This is a genomic window from Acinetobacter lwoffii, assembly GCF_019343495.1.
Taxonomy (GTDB): Bacteria; Pseudomonadota; Gammaproteobacteria; order Pseudomonadales; family Moraxellaceae; genus Acinetobacter; species Acinetobacter lwoffii_P.
On the sequence record NZ_CP072549.1, the window covers coordinates 1291299 to 1306134 of the forward strand.

At 41.8% G+C, this 14836-nt stretch carries 15 protein-coding genes and 1 tRNA gene; 7 read left to right on the top strand and 9 right to left on the bottom strand.

The window, feature by feature from the left end:
* The first annotated feature begins 22 nt into the window (after positions 1-22).
* Together J7649_RS06125 and J7649_RS06130 are read left to right on the top strand one after the other, a co-directional pair.
* Positions 23-784 (top strand): 3-oxoacyl-ACP reductase, encoded by a 762-nt coding sequence (locus J7649_RS06125; protein ID WP_219309847.1) that lies wholly within the window; start codon positions 23-25, stop codon positions 782-784.
* Between the two features lie 134 nt (positions 785-918).
* The gene (locus tag J7649_RS06130; protein ID WP_219309848.1) at positions 919-1245 is read left to right on the top strand and encodes a hypothetical protein; all 327 of its coding nucleotides are present in this window, start codon (positions 919-921) and stop codon (positions 1243-1245) included.
* Positions 1246-1316: 71 nt separating this feature from the next.
* Here the strand turns inward: J7649_RS06130 and J7649_RS06135 are convergent, their stop codons facing one another.
* Complete coding sequence (locus J7649_RS06135; RefSeq protein ID WP_195726075.1) at positions 1317-1865, bottom strand: 1-acyl-sn-glycerol-3-phosphate acyltransferase; 549 nt, start codon at positions 1863-1865, stop codon at positions 1317-1319.
* Between the two features lie 373 nt (positions 1866-2238).
* A protein-coding gene (locus tag J7649_RS06140) for an IS5 family transposase (protein WP_411800830.1) occupies positions 2239-2990 on the bottom strand; the annotation gives its coding sequence in 2 pieces (ribosomal slippage) (positions 2239-2756 and positions 2756-2990; 753 coding nt in all).
* An 81-nt stretch (positions 2991-3071) separates the two neighbouring features.
* Between J7649_RS06140 and J7649_RS06145 the strand changes: the two genes are divergently transcribed.
* Positions 3072-4238: a hypothetical protein gene (locus J7649_RS06145; RefSeq protein ID WP_180049623.1), complete on the top strand. Its 1167-nt coding sequence runs from the start codon at positions 3072-3074 to the stop codon at positions 4236-4238.
* Positions 4239-4276: 38 nt separating this feature from the next.
* Here the strand turns inward: J7649_RS06145 and J7649_RS06150 are convergent, their stop codons facing one another.
* Positions 4277-5431 (bottom strand): LuxR C-terminal-related transcriptional regulator, encoded by a 1155-nt coding sequence (locus tag J7649_RS06150; protein WP_005267061.1) that lies wholly within the window; start codon positions 5429-5431, stop codon positions 4277-4279.
* A 227-nt stretch (positions 5432-5658) separates the two neighbouring features.
* Here J7649_RS06150 and J7649_RS06155 point away from each other — a divergent pair, with 227 nt between their 5' ends.
* Positions 5659-6153 carry a copper resistance protein NlpE gene (locus J7649_RS06155; RefSeq protein ID WP_219309849.1) on the top strand — a complete coding sequence of 165 codons (495 nt, stop codon included), beginning with the start codon at positions 5659-5661 and terminating at the stop codon, positions 6151-6153.
* Between the two features lie 66 nt (positions 6154-6219).
* On the opposite strand, the gene groL is transcribed toward J7649_RS06155, so the two are convergent.
* From groL to J7649_RS06175, 4 genes are all read right to left on the bottom strand, one after another.
* Positions 6220-7854, bottom strand: coding sequence for a chaperonin GroEL (groL, locus tag J7649_RS06160; protein ID WP_004279474.1), 1635 nt, complete (start codon positions 7852-7854; stop codon positions 6220-6222).
* A 70-nt stretch (positions 7855-7924) separates the two neighbouring features.
* Complete coding sequence (locus J7649_RS06165; protein ID WP_004646315.1) at positions 7925-8215, bottom strand: co-chaperone GroES; 291 nt, start codon at positions 8213-8215, stop codon at positions 7925-7927.
* 168 nt (positions 8216-8383) lie between these two features.
* Positions 8384-9160 carry a metallophosphoesterase family protein gene (locus tag J7649_RS06170; protein ID WP_004646314.1) on the bottom strand — a complete coding sequence of 259 codons (777 nt, stop codon included), beginning with the start codon at positions 9158-9160 and terminating at the stop codon, positions 8384-8386.
* Positions 9141-10079: a diacylglycerol/lipid kinase family protein gene (locus tag J7649_RS06175; protein ID WP_034438446.1), complete on the bottom strand. Its 939-nt coding sequence runs from the start codon at positions 10077-10079 to the stop codon at positions 9141-9143. The genes J7649_RS06170 and J7649_RS06175 overlap by 20 nt, the downstream gene beginning before the upstream one ends.
* 417 nt (positions 10080-10496) lie before the next feature.
* Between J7649_RS06175 and J7649_RS06180 the strand changes: the two genes are divergently transcribed.
* Both J7649_RS06180 and J7649_RS06185 read left to right on the top strand, forming a co-directional pair.
* A complete protein-coding gene (locus J7649_RS06180; RefSeq protein ID WP_005246943.1) occupies positions 10497-12326 on the top strand; it encodes a phosphoenolpyruvate carboxykinase (GTP) in 1830 nt (609 codons plus the stop codon).
* 134 nt (positions 12327-12460) lie between these two features.
* Entirely contained in the window at positions 12461-12883 is a 423-nt protein-coding gene (locus tag J7649_RS06185; protein WP_004646311.1) for a hypothetical protein, read from the top strand.
* 73 nt (positions 12884-12956) lie between these two features.
* Here the strand turns inward: J7649_RS06185 and J7649_RS06190 are convergent, their stop codons facing one another.
* Positions 12957-13625, bottom strand: coding sequence for a class I SAM-dependent methyltransferase (locus tag J7649_RS06190; RefSeq protein WP_219309850.1), 669 nt, complete (start codon positions 13623-13625; stop codon positions 12957-12959).
* Between the two features lie 135 nt (positions 13626-13760).
* Positions 13761-14609, bottom strand: coding sequence for a bifunctional methylenetetrahydrofolate dehydrogenase/methenyltetrahydrofolate cyclohydrolase FolD (folD, locus tag J7649_RS06195; RefSeq protein WP_004646309.1), 849 nt, complete (start codon positions 14607-14609; stop codon positions 13761-13763).
* A gap of 153 nt (positions 14610-14762) precedes the next feature.
* Between folD and J7649_RS06200 the strand changes: the two genes are divergently transcribed.
* Positions 14763-14836 (top strand) — tRNA-Cys (locus J7649_RS06200).

The following is a 14836-nucleotide window of genomic DNA, read 5'->3' on the forward strand; positions in this document are numbered from 1 at the left end:
TTTGTAAATATAGATCATCATTATGCAGATTCGTGATCAGATTGTTCTTGTTACTGGTGGTGCACGTGGTTTGGGTTTAGCCATTACTCAGGCTTTACTGGCTGAGGGTGCGCGCGTGGTCGTGAACTATCATAGCAGTCAGCAGCAAGCCGAACAGCTTGCCCAGCAATATCCTGCGCAGGTATTTATTTATCAGGCAGATGTCACTCAAGCTGATCAGGTACGCGCTTTATTTGCCGCGGCAAAAAATCATTTCGGCGAAGCAATTCATGCTGTAGTCAATAATGCACTGATTGAATTTGAATTTAATGGCGATGCACGCCCTAAAGTAGAAACGCTGACTTGGGACATGTTGCAACGGCAATTCAGCGGTGCAGTACAGGCAGCTTTAAATACCACCCAAGCCGCACTGGATGACATGAAACGGGCAGGGTTCGGCCGGATCGTGAATATTGGTACAAACCTCGTGCAAAATCCGGTAGTTCCTTATCATGACTATACCGCCGCCAAAGCAGCATTATTGGCCTTTACCCGCACCACGGCGCAAGACTTGGGACAATATGGCATTAATGTAAATATGCTCTCTGGTGGCCTGTTACAAACTACGGATGCCAGTAAGGCCACACCTGACATTGTCTTTGACCTGATTGCTCAATCGACGCCTTTACGCCGCGTAATTACACCAGAAGAATTTGCTGCTGCAATCCTGATGTTTTTGTCACCTTATTCACGTGCCGTCACAGGACAAAACCTGATTGTAGATGGCGGGCTGGTCAAAGGTTAAATGTTTAGAGAATGGACTTGAATTTTCAAATTCTGTTGTTCTATTTTTTAACCATTTGGTAGATTAAAAAGGTTTTGTGACCGGGTTTTACTTCTACAATAGTGCGCTCCCATAAAGCCTTTAGTCTACTTTCCATGAAATTTATCACGACATTGCTCAGTACCTTGCTACTGGCAGGTTGTATGTCCAGCGATTTGAAAAAATCAGAACAATTACTGCAAAATTTCCATTGTGCCAAGGTAGATACCGCCCAAATGCCACATAGCAGTATGACCGACTATTATCAGCAGATGTTGTATAGCAGCAAATCCAAAGTCGAGTCTTATATCAAACAGTATTATCAAGGTGAAGAGTTATTTGACCTGCCATTGCATGAAGTGGTGGAACAGCAATATGATCTGTATAAAGATGCCTGCCAAAATCTGGGTGGAATTTTGCCGACTTCTGAACATGCCTCTTAAGTCTGTCAATCTTCATGATTATTAGGCAATAAAAAAGCAGGAGAATTTTCCTGCTTTTTTTCAACTCAATTTTAATTCTGATAATAGCGCTGATCTACACTAAAGCATTCAGGGAATTTTGGTTGAATCTCTGCATAAAATGCCATGATTTCTGCCATATCTTTTTCATAATCCCCTGTCGGATAAACGATTTTACCTACGCCAGTTTTCTTCTTGGCATAGTCCATATAGGCCAATGCAATCGGCACACCGGCACTAATCGCTACATGATAAAAACCTGTCTTCCACTGTTCCTGTTTGGCACGAGTTGCTTCTGGCGTGACCAGCATGACCAGTTTAGGATGAGTCTTGAATAAGTCTGTCATCAGCTGAACCATGCTCGGACGAGGTTCACCCGGCTGTTTAGGACGGCGATCGATCCCGATACCGCCCATAGCACGTACAAAAGGTCCAAATGGCAATTTCATATAACTGTCTTTAATGGTTAAGCGAACATTCACACCTAATGCTTTTAAGGCCAGTCGCGCATACAGTGCATCCCAATTACTGGTATGAGGCGCAGCAATCATGACACATTGGTCTAAATCTAGGGGCCAATGGTTATCAATTTCCCAACCCATCAGCCTCAGGCTTTGTTCTGCTAACTTCTCAAACACGTCACGCACCAATTCTATTCAAAATTGCGCGAATTTTAGCAACCTCGGCAAATATAGATAGTGCTCTATGATCAATAAATAAACAGTTAATCTATATTTGTATAATTAGAATTTTTAAATGAATAGTTGATTATTTTTGCCACCTTTCAACTTATCTCATACATCAATTTACGGATAGTTAAGATTGCTTCCCAATATAAATAGGAATTTCTTTCTAATTTAAAGGATTCATGCATTAAAAAGCTCTTAACCTCCTCATTTTGGGATATGGCAAATATAAGGGTCTTTTTATACTGAATCCACATTATAAATTTCAGGAAGATTCTAGGGTGTGTCCTCATTTGGCTTTGCACCAAATAAATATACAGGCTATACGAATCATAGATTTATAATTGCGTGCCAGTTTATCAAATCGAGTTGCAATAGCACGGAAATGTTTTAATCTCGAAAATGCATTTTCAACTAAGTGTCTTAATTTATATAGATATTTATCAAATTCCTTATTCGATCTCTTACTGTTTGATCTCAATGGAATAATGGGAATCATATTCTTGTTCTTGGCATATATTCTAATGTACTCAGCATCATACCCCTTATCAGCAATGAGATAAGTTGCCTCGTCTACCGTATCAATCAGTTGTTTTGCAACTTGACTGTCGTGGACGTCACCCCCAGTGATTTTAAAATCAATCGGTAATCCATTCGCGTCGGTTGCAAGATGTATTTTTGTTGTTCGTCCACCACGTGATTGTCCAATTGCTCTTTCGAAACCATGCCGAGCTCCACTTGCATGTTGATGCACGCGTATGTAACTTCCGTCAATGAATACCCATTCTTGATCCAAGACGCCTCGTAATCTAAAAAAAATTTATCCCACAATCCCTTGCTTGCCCAACGATTAAAGCGATTGTAAGCAGTTTGCCAAGGACAAAATTCTTGGGGAATATCACGCCATGTGGCGCCTGTACGCAGTTTCCATAAGATCGCTTCCATGATATTTCTACTATTCTTTGAACAGTAACAACCGTGTAATCGCATAGTATCTTGAATTTGCTGCCAGATATCATCGGTGAGAAGAGTACGTGCCATTGAAAAAATATAGAAATCAAAAGAGCTTAAAGGAGGATTTTAAGTATTTAAAACCAATTTTTCAAATGAGGACACGCCCTAATGAAAAAGACTTTACTTTGTATTGCTTTAGCAGGGTTACTTAGTGCCTGTGGTGGTTCGGATGATAATGCCAGTACACCTCCAGCAAACAATGTTGGCACCCAAACCGGCGTACTGACGGACGGAATCATTTCAGGGGTGACCTATATCACCAGTAGTGGTGCAACAGGAGTTACCAACGAAAAAGGAGAATTTAAATTTAATGATGATGAAAAAGTAAAATTCTTTATTGGGGGTGTACAACTCGGTGATGAAATTGAAGCAAAGGAGCGTATCACACCATTAGATTTAGTCGAAAGTGAAAATGCGCGTATCAACCTTATGGTTTTTTTACAATCCTTAGATGGAAAAGGTGATCATAGCGATGGCATTCAGATTAGTGATGACACTAAAACAGCCTTCACTGCTGTAAAGCTTAATTTTAACCAAAGTACCACCGACTTCGTAAATGAAGTTGTCACCAAAACAGCCATCACACCAGATCAGTTGATAACACCAGAAAAAGCTTCAGAAAACTTCCAAGCGACCTTCTACAAAGATATTGCCGGTACGTGGGAGATTAACCGTACCGATAACACTGCTGTGTTGATTCACATTCTGGAAGATGGACGCTATGCACTAGGTGAAGCAGAAGCAAAAGATGAGAGTGGTCAAGCAGGCATTGAAATGGGCCGCTTAAAATGGAATGCAACAACAACCGTGATTGAACCGGAAATCCTACATGACACCAATGGTGAATGGGGACTTTCACATCCTGCCGAGAATAAACCTTATTCTTTAAACTTTAATGGAACTCAATTAATTCTTACTGAACCCGGCGTTAGTACTGAATACCGTTTAAATCGAGTTAAGCAGTCTAATAGTCTCGTCGGCACGTGGCGACTCAATGAAACGCACCTATTTGCTTTCTTTGATAACAACTATTATTTCTTCCTAGACACTGAAGGTGGAGATGACTGTGGTTGGCCAGGAATTGAATATGGCAAATATACATTGTCAGCAAATACTCTCACCACAACCGAGGTATTATTCGATACCAACGAGTGTGGTGGATTACAAGATAGTTCAAATGGCAGCAAGACAATTGCAAGCATCAATATATCTAACAACAATCTTATCTTACATCCGCAAGGTGAAGATCCTGTAACTTTACAACGTGTTAAATAACCCATATAAACCGGCTTGAATATGAAATTCAGGCCGGTTTAATCAATATGTTCAAATTGAATGGTACAACCCATCAATAAATGCATCAGTTCGATTTGCGAACAACATTGGGTTTTTTCATAAATATTTTTAAAATACGTCCGTACCGAACTCAGCGTAATGCCACACTGTTCTGCAATATCTTCTATTTTATAACCATTAATTAACAACTCACATAAATCAAACTCTCGTTTGGAAAGCTGGTAACACTGTTGTAGGTAAGTTCTTGACAGGGAATAATGCTGGTTTTTATCCGTCATAAATAATGCAATCTGATGCTGAGCAGACTGTAAATGTTGCATATTTCTTAATTTCTTAAAGGGCACTACCGTCAGCATGAATTGCGAGCCTGCCCCATCACTCAACGCCAGGACTCCACCCACTTCAGTTTGAATGGTCGTATCTTCCAGCAAAGCACTTTCCAGAAGCTGATCAAAACGTATCTGCTGACTATAATTGGTTTTTAGACGGTTATGTATATCCAGATCCAGACATGAACTTTGATCAAGCATCTTTTGCGCAATGGGATTGGAATAACTTAAACACAGGTTTTGATCAAGCAGTACAATTCCGGTTTTTAAACTATCCAATACGGTATACAAGCTTAAATTATCTTGCTGAATCAAGTTGATTTGCCGGTGAATTTGCAAAGCCCGGCGTAAATGAATACTGATACGTCTTAGAAAATCCAGCTCAGGCTGTTCAAAAGGCTGTACTTCAGGTGCACGATGAATACCCAGTACCGCCCAACGATAATTCCCCCGATCCAGCAATACGCCCGCCAGATAAGATACACCGCCAGGCTTTAAACACTTCTCATAGAACACATAGTGATCCGTACCCGGCTGTTCTGCATAGTGCTGACAGTTATGACTTAAAGCATCGCCCATCTCGATCGCATTCCATAAGGGCATATGCAGTTTCATATCAATCACTCTGATACGCTCCTCTTGATAAGCGGCCAGACTTTCATTCGGGATATTGTGCGTATAGACAAAGTCATAGCCTGGATTAAGCTGATCCAGACCGGTAAAAATTGCACTCTTACTTTTAGTATAGCTCACGATATCTTTGATCACGTCCAGCCACAAAGATGGTAATACAGCAGCATCATAAATTTTTGCAATCAGATTATTTTCTTGTTCTAATTTCATTATCCCCTCCGCATTATAATTATTTTCTAATCATAGCGTTCAGAATTGGTTAACGAAACAGCATAAAGTGACTTTAAACTTGGCTAAAAATTCTTAAATCCTGCTCACTTATCAATAACTCTGGCCTCATTCACCTAATGAATCAAACTTTAACAAGATTGCCCTATTTATCTGTACTGACTACTTTTAATGTAATTCATAACAAATAATTTAATAGGGTTAAAACAATGAAAAAATTAACGCTTACTGCTGCGATAGCAGTCGTTCTTGCAGGAGCTTTAACCGCCTGTTCAAAGCCCAATGATAATGAGCCGATGAGTAATAATGCTCAATCCAGCCCAGCCATGATGGAGCAAAATAACGCGAATACCAGTGTGAACCGTGCTGATAGCGCAGAAACTTCGCTAGATTGGGCAGGTGAATACGAAGGTGTTTTTCCTTGTGCTGACTGTGAAGGGATTAAGGTCGAGCTAGATCTCAATCCGGATAAAACCTATGAGCTAAATGAGGAATATTTAGGTAAAGCTGGAAATAATGAGACGGAAACTAAAGGTAGTTTCAGTTTTGACCCTCAAGATCCTTCAATCATCACATTAGATAACAAAGCTGAAAACCGTAAATTCTTTGTTGGTGAAAATTTTGTTGAAGCACGCGAGATGAAATCAGGTAAAAAAATCGACAGTAATTTAAATTATAAATTAGTTAAAAAGTCCGCATCATAATTTTGTAAACGCATAAAAAAATCCCCGCTATTGCGGGGATTTTTTATGAAATGCTCGGATGATGAATTACATCATGCCGCCCATACCACCCATGCCACCCATATCAGGCATTGCAGGTTTGTCTTCTGGGATTTCAGTGATCATGCATTCAGTGGTCAGCATCAAGCCAGCAACAGAAGCGGCGTGCTCAAGTGCAGAACGCGTTACTTTAGCAGGGTCAAGAATACCCATTTCCAGCATATCGCCATATTCGCCAGTTGCAGCGTTATAACCGAAGTTACCTTCGCCATTCTTCACAGCGTTGATCACTACAGAAGGCTCATCACCTGCGTTAGATACGATTTGACGAAGCGGTGCTTCAATCGCACGACGAAGAATGTTGATACCTACGTTTTGGTCATCATTCGCGCCTGTTACGCCTTCAAGTGCAGATGCAGCACGTACTAGTGCAACACCACCACCCGCAACGACACCTTCTTCAACTGCAGCGCGAGTCGCATGAAGCGCGTCATCTACACGGTCTTTTTTCTCTTTCATTGCAACTTCAGTTGCAGCACCGATTTTGATGACAGCAACACCGCCAGCAAGTTTCGCTACACGCTCTTGAAGTTTTTCTTTGTCATATTCTGAAGTAGATTCTTCGATCTGTGCACGGATTTGCTGTACACGGTCAGCGATTTGGCCAGCATTACCAGCACCATCTACAATTACAGTATTTTCTTTAGATACAGTTACTTTATGTGCTGTACCCAAGTGATCAAGCGTCGTTTGATCCAGCTGCATGCCGATTTCTTCAGAAATCACAGTACCGCCAGTCAAGATCGCGATGTCTTGAAGCATAGCTTTACGACGATCACCAAAACCAGGTGCTTTCACCGCACATACTTTGATAATACCGCGCATGTTGTTGACAACAAGCGTCGCAAGCGCTTCGCCTTCAACATCTTCAGAAATGATTAAAAGCGGTTTGCCAGTTTTAGCAACAGCTTCAAGTACTGTAATCAATTCACGAATATTGCTGATTTTCTTATCAACAAGAAGAATGAATGGATTTTCAAGTTCAGCTGTTAAAGTATCTTGCTTGTTCGCGAAGTACGGAGAAATATAACCGCGGTCGAACTGCATGCCTTCAACTACGTCAAGCGAATCTTCGAAGCCTGAACCTTCTTCAACCGTGATCACGCCTTCTTTGCCCACTTTTTCCATTGCTTGCGCAATCAGCTGACCTACAGTCGTATCAGAGTTAGCAGAGATCGAACCTACTTGTTCAATCGCTTTAGAGTCTGATGCTGGTTTTGCAGTTGCCTTGATGTTTTCAACTACAGAACGTACCGCAATATCGATACCGCGTTTCAAGTCCATTGGGTTCATACCCGCTGTTACTGACTTGATGCCTTCATTCAAAATTGCTTGTGCCAATACAGTTGCAGTCGTTGTACCATCACCTGCGATGTCATTGGTTTTTGAAGAAACTTCACGAACCAGTTGAGCACCCATGTTCTCGAACTTGTCTTTCAGCGTAATTTCTTTGGCAACAGTGACACCATCTTTAGTGATGTGCGGTGCACCAAAAGAACGGTCGATGACAACGTTACGGCCTTTAGGACCAAGCGTAACTTTTACAGCATCTGCAAGGGTGTTTACACCAGCAATCATTTTTGAACGAGCTGAATCACCAAATTTTACGTCTTTAGCTGACATATTTGACTCCGAATATTGTTGTATCTTTACAAAATCTGATTTGGAATGAATAAAACTTTTTTAGCGCAGATTAAGCTTCTAATACCGCTAAAATGTCAGATTCTTTCATGATTAAAAGCTCTTCGCCATTTACTTTTACAGTAGTGCCTGCATAAGTACCGAACAATACTTTGTCGCCAACTTTTACGTCTAACGCGCGTACGCCATTGTCAGTGATTTGACCATTACCAACTGCAATGATTTCACCTTGAGCAGGTTTTTCAGCAGCCGAACCTGGAAGTAAAATGCCCCCAGCTGTTTTAGTTTCTTCTTCAACACGACGAATAACAACGCGGTCATGTAATGGACGAATGTTGCTCATAAATAACTCCATCAGACTAAGTCTTTTTTAGGTCACTGATGACGACTTAATTATTCCATGGGTCATCATCAAAAATTTTTGATGTCACTTTTATGGAGATGGAATAAAACGCTTCAAGGGCAAAAATGAAAAAAAATTGGTTTTTTTTAACGAATCATAGGTTTTCGTCTATTTATTCGGCAGATCAGCCTTCAACATAAAGGCTTGTGCCACTTCATCGAATAAATATTGAGAAATTTTTCCTGTGGCATCAATCAGATTAAAGCTGTTCGGTTCATCTTTATGTAGACGATTTGACGCAGAAGTCCCTGCATGTACATCATATACAGGATGATCCATCCCCAATCCGAACATCTGATTCAAATCATAAATCGCCGGTTGATGCAGATGCCCATGCAACACCGCAAACAGACCATGCTCTGCCCAGGCCTCTAAAGCAATTTTGGCCATCAATGGGCTGTCCTTGAAACCGCGCTTATTTTGAAAAGGCACATAAAAAGGCTGATGGCTGACAATGATTTTTAATTTGGACGCAGGTGCCTGCGCCAGCGTCAGGTCAATACGCTGAATCTGCTCAAGGGATAAATGCCCTTTGGTATGATATCGACGTCGGATCGAATTCACCCCAATCAGATAAAAATTTTCAGTTTCAAATATTGGCTCCAATTCACCAAAAAAAATCTGGTAACGGGTAAATGGATTGAAAAGCCGATTCCACAAATGATAGAGCGGAATATCATGATTCCCCGGGATCACCATATAAGGCGTATTGAGCTGATCTAAAAATTTTTTGCAGGCAAAGAATTGACCCAAACGTGCGCGCTGAGTCAGGTCACCACTGATGACGACGGCTTCAAGTGGATGGGTCTGACAGAAATGCCGAATCGCTTCTAAACACTCCGGCTTCTCTGTTCCAAAATGCAGATCAGACAGATGCAGGATCATGTGGCACCATTACGTTTAGGCTATCTTTTAATACAGAAATATTGAGTGGCGGGGCCATTTCCACAATTTCCCCATCAATCGCTACCATCAGTTTCTTGGCTCGGGATTCGATTCGAACTTGATCGGCTGCAAAACTATAAACATCCGATGCCTGGTCAATCTTGCCACGAATCAGCTGATACACTAGCTTAAATAAAGTAAGCTTATCACTTTTAGAAACTACAACTCCCGCCACTTTGCCTTTTTCAGCCGCTTCTGCAATGCGCATTTTCATATCCGCCAGTTGCAAGGGATTATTGCCAAAAAAAATCAGTGGTGTTTTTACCGGATATTTCTTTTGATCCACCCAGATTTTTAGTTTTAATTCTTTACGGTCGCGAATTAAAACATCCAGTGCAGAAGTATAGGCATGTAGCGGTAAGCGACCAAAAATACGATTATAGTCTTCACGTTTTTTAATAAATAAAGGATATAGACCTAAACTGGCATTATTCAGATAAATTTCCTGATTGATACGAGCAACATTCATACGTTGTGGCTGTCCTGTCGCAATCACTTTTGCCGCTTCAAGCAAATCCAGCGGAATCCCCAATAATCTGGCCACATAGTTAAAAGTCCCTAAAGGCAAAATACCGACAGGAATTTGCGTATTCAACACATGTTTGGCGACTGTATTTAAAGTGCCATCTCCGCCTGCCGCAACGATGATTCCTGACTCGCTAGATGCCAAATGCTGTTCAAGCACCTCAACCATAATTTTATCAAATTGCTGTGAATCATTGATTTCATAAGCTTTAGTTTGATAACCCTGTGCTGAAAATATATCGATCAGCTGTTCATAAATGCCTTCTGGCCCCTGTATGCGAAAACCAGCTTTATGATTAAAAATCAGCGATAAGGGTTTAGATTGATTAGACATTTTTCGCGCAATTTCATTGAAGCCTATTGGCATTTTGTCCAACTCATAGACAATTAACAGTGGCTTTATGTAAAATTCAAATGGCAACCATTTATTTAATCAATAATGAATATTAGAGATCTTATAAAATTAAGATAATGATTTTAATATTAATTTTTAAAATAAATACCATCCATCATTTAAATAAATAGAATCAATAATTCAAATATTTAGTTTTATCTTGTTGTTTTACTTATATTTATAAATAAAATAGCATTATATTCCAAAAGAAATCTAGCACTTCTTTGGTCTTATTTTTTTTATCATTTTATGCTTTAATACAGCCACTTTTTTTCATATTTCATCTGGGCGATATTTTTTATTGCTCGGATTGTACTTTGTACATCTAATTTGTACACATTTGAGATAGGCCTCACCATGACCCAAGTGAACGCACCAGAATTCGTTCGTCACCCTAAGCTTATTGCTTGGGTGGAAGAGATTGCTAAATTAACAAAACCAGCAAAAATTGAATGGTGTGACGGTAGCGCAGAAGAATATCAACGTTATATCGACTTGATGATCGCTAACGGCACAATGCAAGCGCTGAATCAAGAAACTCATCCTGGTTCTTATCTTGCAAATTCTGATCCTTCTGACGTAGCACGTGTTGAAGATCGTACTTACATCTGTTCTGAAAACAAAGACGATGCTGGCGCGACCAACAACTGGGAAGCACCTGCTGTCATGCGCGAAAAATTGAACGGTTTATTTGACGGTTCAATGGCAGGTCGTACACTTTATGTGGTTCCATTCTCAATGGGTCCATTGGGTTCTCATATCGCTCATATCGGTATCGAGTTAACTGACTCTCCTTACGTTGCAGTAAGCATGTCTAAAATGGCTCGTATGGGTAAAGCTGTTTATGACGTTCTTGGTACTGACGGTGAATACGTTCCTTGCGTACACACTGTAGGTGCTCCGCTTGCGAACGGCGAAAAAGATGTTGCATGGCCTTGCAACAAAGAAAAATACATCGTGCATTACCCAGAAACTCGTGAGATCTGGTCTTATGGTTCTGGTTATGGCGGTAACGCATTATTGGGTAAAAAATGCCTGGCATTACGTATTGCATCATTTATGGGTCGTCAACAAGGCTGGTTAGCTGAACACATGCTGATCCTTGGCGTGACCAATCCACAAGGCGAAAAACACTACATCGCAGCTGCATTCCCATCTGCATGTGGTAAAACAAACTTCGCTATGTTGATTCCACCAGCTGGCTATGAAGGCTGGAAGATTGAAACTGTAGGTGACGATATTGCCTGGATCAAACCAGGTGAAGACGGTCGCTTATATGCAATCAACCCTGAAGCTGGCTTCTTCGGTGTAGCGCCTGGTACCAATACTAAAACCAACCCGAACTGTATGGCAACCATGCACAAAGACGTGATTTATACCAACGTTGCTGTGACTGACAACGGTGAAGTTTGGTGGGAAGGTCTGACTAAAGAAGCGCCTGCTAACTTGACTAACTGGAAAGGTCAACCACACACTGGCGAAGAAAAAGCAGCGCATCCAAACGCACGTTTCACAGTATCTGCTGGCCAGTGCCCTTCTATTGATGCTGACTGGGAAAATCCAGCAGGTGTTCCAATCTCTGCGTTCATCTTCGGTGGTCGTCGTGCAGACACAGTGCCTCTAATTTCAGAAGCATTTGACTGGGTTGACGGTGTTTACAAAGCTGCAACGATGGGCTCTGAAACAACTGCTGCTGCTGTTGGTCAACAAGGTGTTGTTCGTCGTGACCCGTTCGCGATGCTTCCATTCGCGGGCTACAACATGGCAGATTACTTCACGCACTGGTTAGAAATGGGTGAGCAAGTGGGTGCGAAAGCTGCTGCTGCTGGCAACAAACTTCCAGGTATCTACAACGTGAACTGGTTCCGTCGTGATGCTGAAGGCAACTTCGTATGGCCTGGTTTCGGCCAAAACATGCGTGTTCTTGAGTGGATCATTGACCGTTGTGAAGGTCGTGCTGATGCTGTTGAAACACCAATCGGCCTAGTTCCTACTTACGAACAGCTGAACTGGACTGGTTCTGACTTCACTAAAGAACAGTTTGACCTAGTAACTTCTCAAGACAAAGATCAATGGATCAAAGAGCTTGAAAGCCATACTGAATTGTTCGATAAGTTAGGTGAGCGTTTACCGGAAGCGTTAAAAACTCGTCAAGCAGAACTTATTGCTGCGGTTAAATCTGCTTAATTGCTGATTTAATTAAAAAAGGTCGCGTAAGCGGCCTTTTTTATTGGCTGTTTAAACAATTGATCACAATTGACCAGAGCAGCAGTTTAAGCAAAATATGGCATACTTAAGCCAAGACTTCAGGAACTATAAATATGAAAAGAACAACAGTAATTTTGGCTATGGCTGCGAGCAGTTTCGTACTGAGTGCATGTCAGACCACACCCCATCAATTCAATGGACAAAGTGGCTATGAAATTCTGGAACGTTCAGGCAATACAGCAACCTTGAGCTACACCCTCTCAGGACGACCAAGCCAGGATGAAAATCGCTTGCAAGCCGCTTGCAGACACGTATTAGGAAATTCCAAAACTTACAACATCCAGATTTTAAGCACCAATGAAATTTCCAATCCAACTGCGGAACAGGAAAACTATGGCCGCCAACTGGGTAATAGCCGCACGCAAATCAGCTTGAGCAATACGCCTGATTTACATAATAGCGAGAACCCGGGTGCACGCGAAGCTTTAGAAGCCCGCCCTACGACCATGCGGGTTATTCGTTATACCTGTTCTTAATATCTGATACTTAGTTACTTAAGCAGAGTAAGACAATCAAAAAGGGCCTAGTGCCCTTTTTAATTTTTTAAATTTAACGTGTTTTATAGAAACTGACATTACGAAATTCGGGCGATTCATCCAAATCCGGCCAGGTCGTCGCACTACGCTCATCCAGTTTTTCATATTGAGGATGACTAAAGTTTTTTACCCGACTGTCTGCAACCCACACCTCAGGTGCAAATTTTAAAAACTCATCCAGGAAGAAACGGTTACATTGATCATAGAGCACATCTGCGGCTAATAAAATATCCACCTTCTCTGCCTTATATAGGTCATCCAGATATTCAAGCTCGACATCATTTAGCTCTGCATTGGCACGACAGGCATCTAGACTAACTTGATCGATATCACAGCAGATCACACGTTTTGCACCTGCCATTTTCGCCGCAATGGCAACTACGCCCGATCCCGCCCCAAAATCCAAAACTACTTTGTCTTTAATATGATGCGGCTCTGCCAATAGCCACTGCGCCATCGCCAAGCCTGAGGCCCAGCAAAAGATCCAGTATGGTGTATCATTCCAAATGCGACGAATCACCTCATCATCCAGCTTATCTGTTGGGAATACTGGCGGAATCAGCCACAGGGAAATGGGTGTATCCGGCAATTGCTGTGCATGTAGCTCACAGTGTGGAATCACATCATGCAAGGCTTTTAGTAGATGTTCTGGGGCTTGAGGGAGTCGGAAGGTGCAGCTCATTAGATTTCTTTTAATTAGTATTAATGTCTTTGAAGAATCTCCCCTAGCCCCTCTTTAAAAAAGAGGGGGAAACTCCATCCAAAAATAGTGATCAGAGTTCCCTCCTTTGAAAAAGGAGGGTTAGGGAGGATTTGATTAACCTAAAGCTTTTTCAGCAGCTTCAACCGTTTGACGGATTAAAGTGGTAATCGTCATTGGACCTACACCACCCGGAACTGGTGTGTAAGCAGAAGCAATTTCTTCAATGCCAACAAGTTGGATATCACCAACACCACCGCCATCACGTGGATGGAAACCAGCATCAACAACCACTGCACCTTGTTTGATCCAGTCTTTTTGAATTAATTCTGCTTTACCTACCGCACCGACAATGATATCTGCTTGCTTAACAAAGCTTGCAAGATCTTGAGTACGTGAATGGCAAATGGTTACGGTTGCATTCGCTTCTAGCAGCATCGCAGCCATTGGTTTACCCAAAATTGCAGAACGACCTACAACTACCGCATGTTTACCAGCGATTTCAATGTTGTTCTCTTTCAGGATAGTCATAATACCCGCAGGCGTCGCTGAACCATAGGCTGCCTCACCCATTGCCATACGACCATAGCCCAGGCAAGTGACACCATCTACGTCTTTTTCAAGCGAGATTGCATCGAAACAGGCACGCTCATCAATTTGTGCAGGAACCGGGTGCTGAAGCAGAATACCGTGCACATCAGGATTTGCATTTAATTTTTCAATTTCAGCCAATAATTCTTCAGTTGTGGTTTCTTTAGGAAGTTCCACTTTGAGTGAATCCATACCAACACGGCGGCAGGCATTGCCTTTCATGCGAACATAAGTTGCAGATGCACCATCGTCACCTACCAAAATCGTCGCAAGAATTGGAGTACGACCTGATTTTGCTTTCAGCGCTTCTACGCGAGTAAACAAGTCAGCTTCAATTTGCTTCGCCAATGCACGACCGTCTAGAACTAATGCCACGGCACTTCTCCCAAGTGTTGATATGAATCAATTTTGCACATTCTACATGAATAATTTAAATATTTTCCGCCAGATGATGTTTTTATGCGCATACAGATGAATACACTATTGTTTTTTTTTCTGAGCTTGCTAATATACGCATCAACAAGACGCGGCGGGGTGGCAGAGTGGTCATGCAGCGGACTGCAACTCCGTGGACGCCGGTTCGATTCCGACCTCCGCCTCCA

Excerpts from the sequence above, each read along its gene's own strand:
- J7649_RS06145 (WP_180049623.1), top strand. The coding sequence starts at position 3,072 with ATGAAAAAGACTTTACTTTGTATTGCTTTAGCAGGGTTACTTAGTGCC.
- J7649_RS06125 (WP_219309847.1), top strand. The coding sequence starts at position 23 with ATGCAGATTCGTGATCAGATTGTTCTTGTTACTGGTGGTGCACGTGGT.
- J7649_RS06180 (WP_005246943.1), top strand. The coding sequence starts at position 10,497 with ATGACCCAAGTGAACGCACCAGAATTCGTTCGTCACCCTAAGCTTATT.
- J7649_RS06135 (WP_195726075.1), bottom strand. The coding sequence starts at position 1,865 with ATGGGTTGGGAAATTGATAACCATTGGCCCCTAGATTTAGACCAATGT.
- J7649_RS06175 (WP_034438446.1), bottom strand. The coding sequence starts at position 10,079 with ATGTCTAATCAATCTAAACCCTTATCGCTGATTTTTAATCATAAAGCT.
- J7649_RS06130 (WP_219309848.1), top strand. The coding sequence starts at position 919 with ATGAAATTTATCACGACATTGCTCAGTACCTTGCTACTGGCAGGTTGT.
- J7649_RS06165 (WP_004646315.1), bottom strand. The coding sequence starts at position 8,215 with ATGAGCAACATTCGTCCATTACATGACCGCGTTGTTATTCGTCGTGTT.
- J7649_RS06190 (WP_219309850.1), bottom strand. The coding sequence starts at position 13,625 with ATGAGCTGCACCTTCCGACTCCCTCAAGCCCCAGAACATCTACTAAAA.
- J7649_RS06185 (WP_004646311.1), top strand. The coding sequence starts at position 12,461 with ATGAAAAGAACAACAGTAATTTTGGCTATGGCTGCGAGCAGTTTCGTA.
- J7649_RS06170 (WP_004646314.1), bottom strand. The coding sequence starts at position 9,160 with ATGATCCTGCATCTGTCTGATCTGCATTTTGGAACAGAGAAGCCGGAG.
- J7649_RS06150 (WP_005267061.1), bottom strand. The coding sequence starts at position 5,431 with ATGAAATTAGAACAAGAAAATAATCTGATTGCAAAAATTTATGATGCT.
- J7649_RS06155 (WP_219309849.1), top strand. The coding sequence starts at position 5,659 with ATGAAAAAATTAACGCTTACTGCTGCGATAGCAGTCGTTCTTGCAGGA.
- groL (WP_004279474.1), bottom strand. The coding sequence starts at position 7,854 with ATGTCAGCTAAAGACGTAAAATTTGGTGATTCAGCTCGTTCAAAAATG.